At 44.5% G+C, this 13,112-nt stretch carries 13 protein-coding genes, 1 riboswitch and 1 other annotated feature; of the genes, 2 read left to right on the top strand and 11 right to left on the bottom strand.

Features of this window, described 5'->3' with window-relative positions:
• The first annotated feature begins 215 nt into the window (after positions 1–215).
• Positions 216–899, top strand: coding sequence for a pseudouridine synthase (locus tag AACT42_RS04450; protein WP_214649117.1), 684 nt, complete (start codon positions 216–218; stop codon positions 897–899).
• Positions 900–949: 50 nt separating this feature from the next.
• Here AACT42_RS04450 and hisIE read toward each other — a convergent pair whose 3' ends face one another.
• The 9 genes from hisIE to AACT42_RS04405 form a co-directional block, all read right to left on the bottom strand.
• The gene (hisIE, locus tag AACT42_RS04445) at positions 950–1,585 is read right to left on the bottom strand and encodes a bifunctional phosphoribosyl-AMP cyclohydrolase/phosphoribosyl-ATP diphosphatase HisIE (protein WP_017043909.1); all 636 of its coding nucleotides are present in this window, start codon (positions 1,583–1,585) and stop codon (positions 950–952) included.
• Positions 1,582–2,355 carry an imidazole glycerol phosphate synthase subunit HisF gene (gene hisF / locus AACT42_RS04440; protein ID WP_017044649.1) on the bottom strand — a complete coding sequence of 258 codons (774 nt, stop codon included), beginning with the start codon at positions 2,353–2,355 and terminating at the stop codon, positions 1,582–1,584. The genes hisIE and hisF overlap by 4 nt, the downstream gene beginning before the upstream one ends.
• Complete coding sequence (hisA, locus tag AACT42_RS04435; protein WP_094131891.1) at positions 2,337–3,074, bottom strand: 1-(5-phosphoribosyl)-5-[(5-phosphoribosylamino)methylideneamino]imidazole-4-carboxamide isomerase; 738 nt, start codon at positions 3,072–3,074, stop codon at positions 2,337–2,339. Before hisA ends, hisF begins: the two co-directional genes overlap by 19 nt.
• A 13-nt stretch (positions 3,075–3,087) precedes the next feature.
• Positions 3,088–3,738, bottom strand: coding sequence for an imidazole glycerol phosphate synthase subunit HisH (hisH, locus tag AACT42_RS04430; protein WP_094131892.1), 651 nt, complete (start codon positions 3,736–3,738; stop codon positions 3,088–3,090).
• Positions 3,738–4,811, bottom strand: a complete 1,074-nt coding sequence (hisB, locus tag AACT42_RS04425) for a bifunctional histidinol-phosphatase/imidazoleglycerol-phosphate dehydratase HisB (RefSeq protein WP_094131893.1) — start codon at positions 4,809–4,811, stop codon at positions 3,738–3,740. Before hisB ends, hisH begins: the two co-directional genes overlap by 1 nt.
• 81 nt (positions 4,812–4,892) lie before the next feature.
• On the bottom strand, positions 4,893–5,933 hold the full coding sequence (hisC, locus tag AACT42_RS04420; RefSeq protein ID WP_094131894.1) for a histidinol-phosphate transaminase: 1,041 nt from the start codon (positions 5,931–5,933) through the stop codon (positions 4,893–4,895).
• Positions 5,933–7,231, bottom strand: coding sequence for a histidinol dehydrogenase (hisD, locus tag AACT42_RS04415; protein ID WP_094131895.1), 1,299 nt, complete (start codon positions 7,229–7,231; stop codon positions 5,933–5,935). Before hisD ends, hisC begins: the two co-directional genes overlap by 1 nt.
• A 5-nt stretch (positions 7,232–7,236) precedes the next feature.
• On the bottom strand, positions 7,237–8,133 hold the full coding sequence (hisG, locus tag AACT42_RS04410) for an ATP phosphoribosyltransferase (RefSeq protein WP_026027608.1): 897 nt from the start codon (positions 8,131–8,133) through the stop codon (positions 7,237–7,239).
• Positions 8,134–8,186: 53 nt separating this feature from the next.
• Positions 8,187–8,323, bottom strand: a sequence feature (His leader region).
• A 193-nt stretch (positions 8,324–8,516) separates the two neighbouring features.
• Positions 8,517–10,118: a Na+/H+ antiporter NhaC family protein gene (locus AACT42_RS04405; protein ID WP_094131896.1), complete on the bottom strand. Its 1,602-nt coding sequence runs from the start codon at positions 10,116–10,118 to the stop codon at positions 8,517–8,519.
• A 116-nt stretch (positions 10,119–10,234) separates the two neighbouring features.
• A riboswitch (Lysine riboswitch) is annotated at positions 10,235–10,418 on the bottom strand.
• Positions 10,419–10,835: 417 nt separating this feature from the next.
• On the opposite strand from AACT42_RS04405, the gene AACT42_RS04400 reads away from it, so the two are divergent.
• A complete protein-coding gene (locus AACT42_RS04400; RefSeq protein WP_017043902.1) occupies positions 10,836–11,249 on the top strand; it encodes an H-NS histone family protein in 414 nt (137 codons plus the stop codon).
• A gap of 56 nt (positions 11,250–11,305) precedes the next feature.
• Here AACT42_RS04400 and AACT42_RS04395 read toward each other — a convergent pair whose 3' ends face one another.
• Both AACT42_RS04395 and AACT42_RS04390 read right to left on the bottom strand, forming a co-directional pair.
• Positions 11,306–12,610: an inosine/guanosine kinase gene (locus AACT42_RS04395; RefSeq protein WP_088721150.1), complete on the bottom strand. Its 1,305-nt coding sequence runs from the start codon at positions 12,608–12,610 to the stop codon at positions 11,306–11,308.
• Between the two features lie 102 nt (positions 12,611–12,712).
• On the bottom strand, positions 12,713–12,982 hold the full coding sequence (locus AACT42_RS04390) for a hypothetical protein (protein WP_013857103.1): 270 nt from the start codon (positions 12,980–12,982) through the stop codon (positions 12,713–12,715).
• Positions 12,983–13,112: the final 130 nt, after the last annotated feature.

Raw genomic sequence — 13,112 nt, 5'->3', positions numbered from 1 at the left:
CGATTTTAGTCATTGAGTGAAAATACGTATACACCCAAACCCTTTATTGATACTGAATCCAAATAGCATGGGTTGAGTATAATTAAACAAAACTAGGATAATAGTCTATTATCTTGTGCGTCAATCCTGTTTCTGGGCGCGCAAATTATAGCTTAAATCCAAAGTTCAGAAAACTTTCAAACACACTTCATTTACATTTTTGCAAGGTAGTTAACATGTCATCCCGCTTGCGTCGTGATTCTTCATCAGTATCAAAACCCTCAGGCTCTTCTCATTTTAAACGGCGCGATCCACATCAGCGTTCAACCACCCGCACCTCTTCATCTGCAGAAGAGGTAAAAAAACGAGTATCGCTTGCTGATCGAAAAGTCATCATCTTTAATAAGCCTTTTGATACGCTAAGCCAGTTTACCGATGGTGATGGGCGCAAAACTCTCGCTGATTTTATTCCCGTAAAAGAGGTGTATGCCGCAGGTCGCTTGGACAGAGACAGCGAAGGTTTGATGGTGCTCACCAATGACGGCATCTTGCAAGCGAGACTAACGCAGCCGCAGTCAAAATTACCAAAAACGTATTGGGTGCAAGTAGAAGGAGAACCCGCTCAAAACGATTTAGATAAATTGCGCCAAGGTGTAGCGCTAAAAGATGGCATGACGCTGCCTGCCAAGGTTGAGATTTTGCAACCGCCTACCTTGTGGGAACGTAATCCACCGGTTCGTTTTCGCGCACAAATCCCAACCACATGGCTTGCGATTACCATTACTGAAGGTAAAAACCGGCAAGTACGACGTATGACAGCGCATATTGGCTTTCCAACACTGCGCTTAGTGCGCTACGCGATGGGCGACATTGTTTTAGGCGATCTACAACCCGGTGAGTGGAAAGAAATTACCCTATAACACCGTTCTCAAAAAACGGAAGCCTCTTTATTTAAGAGGCTTCACTGTGTTTATTTATGGCGTTCTTTAAGCTTATCAATCACATCACTCAACGCTAATCCTTGGTCTTGCAATAGCACCAATAAGTGATAAATCAAATCAGCAGACTCACACACTAACTCCGCCTTATCGCCCGACGTCGCCGCAAGCGCAACTTCAACGCCCTCTTCGCCCACTTTCTGCGAAATACGCTTTGTTCCACGGGCATAAAGGCTAGCGGTGTAAGAGGAATCAGGGTCGGCACTCTTGCGGGCAGCCAATAGCTGCTCAAGCTGATGAAGCCACACCATTTGAGACTCTTCTTGTGCATCGTTATCCCAACAGGTTGTGGTTCCAGTATGGCACGTTGGCCCAATGGGATTCACTTTGACCAATAAAGTGTCGTTATCACAATCGAGCGCCATGTTTTTCAACTGTAACACATGACCAGAGGTCTCTCCTTTGGTCCAAAGGCGCTGCTTGCTGCGAGAAAAGAACGTCACTTGGCCTGTTTGCGCGGTTTTTTGCAACGCATCTTGGTTCATGTAACCCATCATAAGCACTTGACTTGATTGAAAATCTTGCACTATCGCCGGAACAAGGCCATCAACTTTGTTCCAATCGATACGCTCAGAAAGTGCAACCGCACTCGATACTTGAAAACTCATCGTCTTACCTCTACACCTTCTGCTTGTAAATATTGTTTTAATTCGCCGATATTGATGATCTGCTTGTGAAAAACCGATGCCGCCAACGCGCCATCGACATGAGCTTGTTGGTAAGCTTGCGCAAAGTGCTCCATCGTCCCCGCCCCACCAGAAGCGATAAGTGGCACGCGACACACAGCACGTACCTTCTGGAGTTGCTGTAGATCATAACCATTACGCACGCCGTCTTGGTTCATCATATTCAATACGATTTCACCCGCACCACGTTTTTGTACCTCTTGTACCCAATCGCAAGTTTGCCACTGTGTTGCTTTGGTGCGCGTCTCATCGCCAGTAAATTGATAGACTTGATACTGACCCGTTTCTTGATCAAAGTAAGAGTCGATGCCGACCACAATACACTGCACACCAAATTTATCCGCCAAGTCAGTAATCAACTGTGGGTTAGCGAGTGCTGGAGAGTTAATGGAGACTTTATCTGCACCAAATTCTAAAATTCGCGCAGCATCTTCGGCAGATTTAATACCGCCCGCGACGCAAAATGGAATATCAATCACTGCCGCGACACGCGCCACCCAACTTTTATCAACCACTCGCCCATCACTCGACGCGGTAATGTCATAAAATACCAACTCATCAGCGCCCTCTTCGGCGTAGCGTTTTGCAAGCGGTACGATATCACCAATGATTTCGTGATTGCGAAACTGCACCCCTTTCACTACTTGTCCATCGCGGACATCCAAACAAGGAATTATGCGTTTTGCCAACATTCGAATGCCTCCTGAGCGGTGAACTTACCATCTAATAAGGCACGACCGACGATCACGCCAGCAACACCACTGCCTGTTAAGGCTTTGATGTCCGCTAAGCTACCGATACCACCTGAGGATTGAAACTGCACTTGTGGGTACTGCTTGCATAAATCGATATACAACTCAACGTTAGAACCGGCTAGTGTGCCATCGCGGGAAATATCAGTGCACAATACGTGCGTCAAACCGACCGTTAGGTAATCATCAATCAAGGCTTCTATCGTTACACCTGAATCTTCTTGCCAACCTGAAATGGCCACTTTACGTGTGCCGTCTTGATCAATGTTGATGTCGAGCGCTAGCACAATTTTTTCTGCGCCATATTTTTCCATCCATCCTTTGACTAATTCAGGCTGTTTTACGGCCGTAGAACCGACAACCACGCGCTGCGCACCCGCATTTAATAAATCCACCACATCTTGCTCACTGCGCACACCGCCACCAATTTGAATCTTGGCAGGGGTACTGGCAAGCAGTTTGGCAATCAGATCAAGCTGTCGGGCTGAGGTATCTTTTGCCCCCGTTAAATCAACAAGGTGCAGCCAGTTGGCTCCAGATTGGTGATAAAGGTTGAACTGCTCTGCAGGGTCAACTTTGTATTCGGTAACTTGACCATAATCGCCTTGAAATAAGCGAACCACTTGGCCATCAATTAAATCTAATGCTGGAATAATCATTACTAATTCCCTTTTATAATTCCAAGAAGTTCTTAATCAGTGCTGAGCCGGCTTTGGATGAGCGCTCTGGGTGAAATTGCACACCATAGTAATTACCGCTTTGCAGCGCCGCGGTGAAAAGCTTGCCGTATTCACATTCAGCAATCGTGTATTTACCGACCGGCATGGCGTAGCTATGGACAAAATAGAAATATTCACCCTGCTCAATGCCTTTAAACAGAGGATGGCCTCTTTCGGCATTGACCGTGTTCCAACCCATATGTGGCAGTGGTAAATCGCCTGTATCCATCAGGCGAACCTCTCCATCACATAAGCCTAAACACTCAACAATGTCATTAGCTTGCTGTCCTTTTTCTTCTGACAGTTGACCTAACAGTTGCATGCCTAAGCAGATGCCGAGCAGTGGCTTTTCAACCTGTTTCACCAAGGTGATTAAATCGCGCTGTTGCAGATTTTTCATCGCCTCACTTGCCGTACCGACACCGGGTAAAAACAGCTTATCTGCCGTCAACACCACATCAGGATCTTTTGAAATAGTGACTGGGTAACCCAAGCGTTCGATGGCAAATTTCACGGAAGAAACATTAGCGCAACCTGTATCAATGATGACGACCTTTTGCGGCTGGCGGCTGTTATCACTCATCGCTTCGCGGACTGACGACATTACAGTACTCCTTTGCTGCTAGGTAGTTCATTGCCTTCCACTTTAATGGCTTGGCGCAATGTGCGGCCAAAAGCCTTAAACAAACTTTCAATAATATGGTGATCATTCTCGCCACTGGATGAGAGATGTAGCGTACAGGCCAAAGTGTCGGTTAATGAACGGAAGAAGTGATATACCATTTCAGTGGAGAGATCGCCCACTTGCTCACGTGTAAAGGTGGCCTCAAATTTCAGATAAGGGCGACCCGATAGATCGAGCGCACATTGTGCTAAACACTCATCCATCGGCAACGAAAAACCAAAACGACCAATGCCGCGCTTATCGCCTAATGCCTCTTTTAAGGCTTGCCCGAGTGCTAATGCGGTATCTTCAATGGTGTGGTGATCATCAATGTGCAGATCCCCATTAACGCTCAACTTCAATTGAAAACCGCCATGGGTTGCGATTTGGTCAAGCATGTGGTCAAAAAAACCTAACCCAGTAGCAATTTGATTGCCGCCCGCTTCATCCAAATTGACCGCAACTTTAATGTCGGTCTCTTTAGTGGTTCTCACCACTTCGGCGCTGCGCGCTTTCACGGTCAAGTCTTTAACTATTTCACGCCATCCCATACTTTTCGGATGATACTGAATGCCACGGATCGCCATATTTTCAGCCAGTTGCAGGTCGGTCATTCGATCGCCAATCACCACTGATTGCTGAAAATCGACTTTGCCTCCTTGCAGATACTCTTTAACCATCCCCAGTTTGGGTTTGCGGCAAGAGCAATTATCTTTTTCAAAGTGCGGGCAAATCAGCACATCATCAAAGATCACTCCTTGGGACTGAAAAATGTCCATCATCATCGCATGAGGGGCATCGAAATCCGCTTGAGGATAGCTATCCGTCCCCAGTCCATCTTGGTTGGTGACCATCACCAGCCGATAACCCGCAGCCTGCAAAGCCAGTAGGCTTGGGATCACATACGGCTCTAGTTTCAGTTTGTCTAAACGATCAACTTGGAAATCAACCGGAGGCTCAACAATTAAGGTACCGTCACGATCAATAAAGAGAATTTTTTGCTGTTTGCTCACTGGAATATCCTTTTCTATTGGCCAGTAACGTTACTTAAACGACTGGCTCTTTATTCATTTTGGGCTATTTATGGTGCTCGATTACTGATAATAATTGCGAATAAAAGCGAGTGTTTTTTCACACTCTTCGCGATTACCGATACTGATCCTCACGCAATTTTCAATCGGAGAATTGCGTAAAATAATGCCGTGATCCCAAGCGGCTTTAAACAGCGCATCACCATCGGGGAATTTCACTAATAGGTAGTTTCCCCACCCTTCAAACACGGTTAAATGGGGCACCATATACAACCCTGCTTGTAAGTAAGCACGGTTTGCATTGAGATCCAACACTTGGAATTTGGTACGAGCCAGCCCAGCTTCCGATAATGCTTGCACGGCAATGTCTGCTACCGGAATTGGCACGGGATAAGGTGCAATTACCTTCTGCAGCACATCAATCAGCTCTTTATTGGCCAAGGTAAAACCGCAGCGCAAACCTGCAAGCGCAAACGCTTTGGATAAGGTGCGTAAAATCGCCAAATTCGGGTATTGCGCTAATAAATCAACGGTTGAGGCTTCTGGACAGAAATCAATGTAGGCTTCATCCATCACAACAATAGCGCGGTCTTTAGTCATTTCCAGCAAAGCAATAATATCTTGGCGCTTAACCAAATTGCCGGTTGGATTATTAGGACTACAAACGAAGATCAACTTCACGCAGTCCAAATTGGCACGAATGGCTGACAGGTCGAGCTGCCAATCCGCCGTTAATGGCACAACCTTACGCTCGACACCGAACGTTTCAGCGCTAATCGCGTACATACCATAAGTCGGCGGACAGTATAAAATAGCGTCTTGATTGGGCTCACAAAATGCGCGGATCAAAAGTTCAATCCCTTCATCAGCACCGCGTGAGGTCAACACCTGCTCTGGCTGTACCTTGGCATAAGCCGCATACGCATCGATCATAGCTGTGGGTTGGCAATCACTGTAACGGTTCAAACGCACAAAATCGGTTTTGTACTCATTATTGAATGGCGATTCGTTGGCATTGAGCCACACATCACCACTGCCGCCAATACGGCGAGCCGATAAGTAAGGTTTTAGTGCTTGAATTTGCTTACGAGCCAGTTTTTCCATTATTTTTTCGCCTTTTGCAATTTTTCGACTCGAATGGTGACCGCACGTTTGTGTGCATCCAATCCTTCAGCTTCTGCCATTGTGACCACGGTTGGCGCTAACCCTTGTAAGCCCTCTGCGCTGAGTTCTTGCACCGTCATGCGCTTACTAAAATCAGCTAAACCAAGGCTAGAATAAGTACGCGTGTAACCGTATGTTGGCAAAACGTGGTTGGTACCCGAAGCGTAGTCACCGGCTGATTCTGGTGACCAATCACCTAAGAAAATTGAGCCGGCGTTATCAAGTAATGGCAACAGTTCACGAGGGTTCCGCGTTTGCACAATTAAGTGCTCAGGACCGTAGTAGTTGGAGATAGAAACCGCTTGGGTCAAAGACTCAGCGATGATAATCAAACTAGAAGCCAAGGCTTTTTCTGCAATGGCGGCGCGAGATAAGCTTTTTAGCTGCTTTTGCACTGCATCTGTTACTTGATCGGCAATCACCGCTGAAGGGGTCACTAACACAACTTGTGAATCAGGCCCGTGCTCAGCTTGGCTAAGCAGATCAGCCGCGATGAAATCGGCATCAGCCGTATCATCAGCAATCACCAACACTTCCGAAGGACCCGCTGGCATATCAATCGCTGCACCGCGAAAGTCATTGCTCACTTGACGTTTTGCTTCTGTCACGTAGGCATTACCGGGGCCGAAGATTTTGTCCACTTTAGCAACGGATTTAGTCCCATAAGCCATTGCTGCAATCGCTTGACCACCACCAATGTTATACACCTCATCAATGTTACACAGCTTGGCCACGTAGAGGATTTCGTCCGCAATCGGTGGCGGTGAGCAAAGCACCACTTTACGGCACCCTGCAATTTGTGCAGGAACACCCAACATTAATACGGTAGAAGGTAAAGGTGCACTGCCTCCGGGAATGTACAGGCCCACCGTATTAATTGGACGCGTCACTTGTTCACACAACACTCCCGGCTGCGTTTCCACTTTGATCGGTTGCAGCTTTTGTGCTTTATGGAACTTAGTAATGTTCTCATAAGCTTGTTGAAGTGCTTGTTTCATCTTGTCAGAAAGACGCTCGCACGCCGCATCAATCTCACCACTTGAGACGCGAATTGAATCCGGTTTCACGCGATCAAATTTTTCAGTTAACTCAATTAACGCTTGGTCACCTTGCGCTTTCACCTGCGCAATCACGGCGCTCACAGCAGCAGTGACATTGGCTCCTTCAGTAATGGCCGGGCGTTCTAAAATTGAATCTTGCTGAGTTTCACTCAACGATTGCCAAACGACAGTTCTCATCGCCGTTACTCCATCATTTTATCGATAGGTAAAACCAAAATAGAACTCGCCCCTAATGCTTTTAGGCGCTCCATGGTTTCCCAAAATAGGTTCTCGGTACTGACCACGTGTACTGCAACACGATTTTTCTCCGCCGATAAAGGCAGCACTGTTGGGTCTTCCGCTCCCGGAAGTAAGTCTTTAATCGCTTCTAATTGATCAACCGGAGCATGCAGCATGATGTATTTGGACTCTTTGGCTTGAATCACGCCTTGCATACGCGTCAATAAACGAGCAATCAATGCTTGCTTATCTTCACTGAATTCACCTTGACGCTGAATGAGTGTTGCTTTGGATTGGAAGATAACTTCAGCCTCTTTGAGGCCATTCGCTTCTAATGTTGCGCCGGTAGAAACAAGGTCAGCAATCGCATCAGCTAGGCCAGCTCGTGGCGCAACCTCAACAGAACCTGTGAGCACACAAGTGCTAAAATCAATGCCCTTTTCATCCATGTACGCTTTGAGTAACTGCGGATAAGTTGTGGCGATGCGTTTACCCGCCAAATCTTGAGGACCGTTGTATTGCTGATCTTTATTGATCGCGATGGATAAGCGGCAGCCACCAAAATCAAGACGGCGCAGTGAAACAAACTCACTTTTCTTATTTTGCGACAAGCGTTCTAAACGCACCTCTTCCAGTTCATTCTCACCAATGAAACCGAGATCAACCACACCGTCCATCACCAGCCCGGGTATGTCGTCATCACGCACTAGCAGTAGGTCGATCGGCATATTGAGAGAGTGAACGACAAGACGCTCACCCATTATATTGAATTTCACGCCGCATTTTTTAAGTAAGTCTTGGCACTCTGAGCTCAAGCGGCCTTTCTTCTGGATGGCAATTCTTAGGCGTTGTGTTTGCATGACAATTTCCCTGTGCAATGTATTGAATGTATTTGGAATTGAGTTAAAGCAAAATGAAAAAACCCTCGGAAGATTTGCGTTCTCCCGAGGGTTTTAATCTAAATGCTTTGACTTAACCACCGGGAGTTTCCTGCCTCCCGGGTATGCGTACATCTCCCCGAAAGATTATTTAGGGTGATGGTGATGATGAATGTTCATTACAAAATTACGCATACTTATCAGCTCTTATTGGTTTGCTGTCTTGACTCCACACTAACCAAGCTGATGTTCTTTTTCAACTAAAAATTTGGCTTTTTTAAAATCTTTTTTCGCCGTCGTGCACCAGTAATAAAAAAGGGAAACTTTCGTTTCCCTTTTATCAACTCTATTTAACCAAAATACGGCTACAACGTCTCGCAATGTGTCATTTTTGATTTCGCCATAGCGGCCATAATCATGCACACAATGATAAATGCAACAGAAGCACAAGCCAACGAGATCAGCACTGACGCTGTCATTCCTAAAACAACAAAACCGACACTCGAAACCAAGGCCGTAGCCAGTGCATACGGCAATTGTGTCGCAACGTGATCGATATGGTTACAACGTGCGCCTGTCGACGATAAAATGGTGGTGTCAGAAATAGGAGAACAGTGGTCACCAAAAACGGAACCAGCGAGCACCGCGCTCAGCATAGGGAGTATTAGAGCGATATCGGTCGCCGCAGCCATATCTCCAGCAATGGGCAACATGATGCCAAACGTTCCCCAAGAAGTGCCGGTTGAAAACGCCATCACGCCCGATAGTAAGAATAAGATGACCGGTAGCCAATGCGGATCAATATTACCTTGAACCAAAGATGACATGTACGCACCGGTTTTCATGTCCCCAATAACAGAGCCAATTGTCCACGCAAAAATCAGGATCAAAATCGCACCAAACATCGATTTAGCACCGATCCACAATGTATTACTGATGTCATTCATTGGCAGATTTTGCTTAAATACAGTAAACAGAGCCATCGCCAAGCCAACTAGCCCGCCGTAAATCAATGAAGCGCCGACATTGGTGTTTTCAAACGCACCCAGTAGATCAAATGCTTTACCGTCTGCGGCTAAAGATTGACCACCCGTAAATAACATGGCTGAAACCGTTGCAATGATGAGTAATACGATAGGCAGAACCAGATCCAACACTTTGCCATGTTCGCTCTCTTTGATATCAAGCTCTTCATTTAACTCATGTGCGTCTTGGCTATCGTTTTCATTTGCGTCGTCAAATCCACGGCCTTGGGAGGCATTAATTTCATGCTGGCGCATTTGACCAATATCTAATTGGAACCACACCACCGCAAACACCATCAGTAATGCAAAAATGGCATAAAAATTCATTGGTACTAAACGCATGTACGCGCCCAATGCCGAATATTCGGTAATCCCGTGAGAAACGAGAATACCGCCAATAATCGTCATAATGTACGCGCCCCAACTAGAAGCTGGCATCACAACGCACATTGGTGCTGCAGTTGAATCAAGGATATAGGCAAGTTTAGCGCGAGATACATAAAAGCGGTCAGTCACAGGACGAGAAATAGAACCTACGGCTAAACTGTTAAAATAATCATCAACGAAAATAAACACACCCAAAAATGCCGCCAGCAGTTTTGAGCCACGTTTACTTTTTACGCGGACTTGTGCCCATTCGGCAAAAGCACGAGTACCGCCAGACAAAGTTAATAGCGCGGTCATCATACCTAATAAAAGCAAAAACCCGACGATACTCATATTCCAAGTGTTAATGCCGCCATCAGCAACAAAGACGCTTGATACCTTAGTAGCAACATAACTGAATGCACTACCAAAAGAATAATCCGCGAGTAATACCGCGCCTAATACAATACCGACACCTAATGAAACAAGTACTCTGCGTGTAAGAACAGCCAAACTTAATGCTACCAGAGGCGGTAACAGCGACAGAGGAGATGATGCAAAATCGATTAAATTCATGATCTTCAAAAACCAGTAAGTAAATGGTTAGAGATCTACTGCAGACAAATTACGAGCTAAGATAACCACGTAATTCATGTTGAACTAAGCGAAAGGGAAGCGAACACTTCACCCAACCCTACAGTAGCGCTCCATAGTTTAAAAAAAGAATAGACTATGGCAGTGTTGTTCCTATTCGAATACAACCCCAGCAAGCTGCTTTAATGTGCATACTTACTTCGGCGATAAAACCTTTCACTTTTGTTCATTGGCATTACCCCAACAGAAGTTACTATTTTTTACCGCACCTCTACGTCAAAGAAAGTACAATAAATCACCGTTATTAAGTCATTTTAACAATGATAAATGTCTTACTTCGCTTTAGGTAAATGACATTGTACTTAACAACGAATGCATTGCAACCGATCATGTCATCAAAGTGCATCAATTATTGGTCACATTCATTAAGAAACATTGAGACTTCTTTCATAATGTGGTGCAATGAATATCACGAAGATTATAATAAAAAACATTAATTATAAGTCTATCTAAAAATCATTGATGATCTTCTTGATACTACTACTTATGTATGAAATTAGCTCATCACTAACAAGTTCATATTTTTTTGATTTTTATTTATCTATAAATTTTCATTAATATTTGAATCTAATATTGTAAGTACCAATTCAGCAGTTTATTATTGCTGTGTCGACTAAATTAAATCAAATAGGAATAGTCATGTCTGAATTAACAAAAACTCTACTTAATATTCGTAGCCTACGCGCTTTTTCTCGTGAACTCACTCTAGAGCAGCTTGAAGAAGCACTAGATAAATTAACGATCGTTGTGCAAGAACGCAGAGAAGCGGAAGAAGAAGAACGCTCTGCTCGCGCAGAACAAGAAGCGAAGCTGGCTGCGATTGCAGAACAGATTGCCAAAGACGGTATTGATGTAAGCGCATTAATTTCTGCACTTTCTGGTGAAACTAAGAACAAAGTTAAAGTTCAAGGCAAACGCGCACCTCGTCCAGCAAAATACAAATATCTTGATGCCAATGGCCAAGAAAAAACATGGACAGGTCAAGGTCGCACACCTTCTGCAATTCAAGAGCAACTTGATGCAGGTAAATCTCTAGAAGAATTCGAGATTTAATAACTCTTTAGCAAATAAAAAGGCTCCTAACGGAGCCTTTTTATTATTTTAATCTTTTATCTTTCCCAATACGCTTCTTCTAAGCTGTCTTCACGTTCAGGTAAACCACGTGACAGACGAGGTGAATGCTGGGCTAGCACCTCATAACTGGCACGGTTGGAATATTTGCAAACTTGCGAGAAGGATGAATAGGTTAAAAAGTTATTCTGATGCTTGCTCGAATTAGGGACGTTCTCTTTATGATATTTATTGGCTGCCATATCATGCAGCAATGCCGATAACGCCGCATCTCCCGCACCATTAGTATTTTTAATTTTCTCAGGTCCACCCATATACGGTGAAATATGAGAATAAACACGTATCGGATTTTCACAACTTATTTTTGATGCTGGGCGACTAAATTCATAACGATTGAATTCAGCAATAGAACCAGGTAATAGTGGCAACGATGTTTCACGTTTCGCCGCATCTTCAGTATATCCTGCCATAAATAAACCGACTGGGCCTGCGGTGCATAATACAAGATCAACCCAATTTAAGGCTTTATTTGACGCTGCAAGGGGATCACTTTCCCCGGTTAATGCTTCGGCTTCATCTTCATTCATGGCAACAACAGTGACATGATCACGCAAAAAATTTTGCCAAAATTGAGGGTCATCTTGAATAACAAATTTAGTACCTAAGGTTAAAACAACAGGTACATCATATTTCTTAGCATATTCAATCGCTCTCATTGTTGCCTCTGGCATTGGATCACCAGTTTTGCAGCGAATTAAATAAGCAGTCAATACTAAGGCTGAAGCACTTTTAAATATTTTTTCTGGAACACTTTCTGCGCGAAGTTGGTTCATTTGCCCTTCACTAATAGCAAAGGTTCTTTCTCCATCCTCTGTGATCAAGGCAAAGCAGCGCCCAATCGCTCCATCGACCGCTTGTAAATAATTCAGATCCATCCGACTTGATGTATTACATAAATAACGATAACCGTAACTACCAATTTTTATATCTTGACTCATCACACCTAACAACGTTGAGCGATCATCTGCCAGCACCGAATAATTGTGTAATGTGTTGCCAATCGTTCCCCCAGCATATTCGTTAGTAATCAGACCATTTTGTTTGAGCTCAGTGTACAACGCTTCGGCCTTCTGATCGTCAATCACTAACGAATGGCCTTTACTAAGCTCATATTTTTCGATGAGGTCAGTATTTACTTTCGCTTCTATATCCACCAAGGTCTGGTCAATACCAATAATATGTGTACGTGACATTTTTTTATTTTCTTGTGCTTGGATAACAAGTGGGTCACGTGCATGAACAGGAAAGTAATGCTTTGATTTGCGTTGGCCAGGAAATTTCATAACGTCAGTCTGAGTAGAGGAGAAAAAGATGCGCGATTCTACCGCGCACCCATTAGCGCGGCAACTAAGGCAATTATAGCAAACGTTTGCTCTTGATTATTTTTATTCACCTTCCATAAAGCTGAGATCAGGTAACCTATCTAAATGCTCTGAATAGCGTTTTAGGTCAAATTGCCCTTCGTTTTTCATCACATCAAAAATCTCAATTGCAAGCGCACAAGCAATAGAGGCAACGGCATCCTCCCTTGAGTGACCTGTCATCATCAAGCGCATCAAGGTTTCTTTGACCTTTAACGGATTTCCGTCCGCGAGTTGATTCTCTACTGTTTCAATGAGGAACGCGTCATCCATAATCTGATTGTCATCTTGCATTTTGTGGCCTTTTGTTACGCTTTAAAATGGCACGCACTATGCCATAAGCCATTGTAGAATTCTAAAACTAATTTCTGCTGACATTGACAGATACGACGCCAATTAAACCAGATAGAAGTGTGATTGCTGT

The organism is Vibrio sp. V15_P4S5T153, from assembly GCF_963874485.1.
Taxonomy (GTDB): domain Bacteria; phylum Pseudomonadota; class Gammaproteobacteria; order Enterobacterales; family Vibrionaceae; genus Vibrio; species Vibrio anguillarum.
This window is presented reverse-complemented; position numbering and strand designations above follow the sequence as displayed.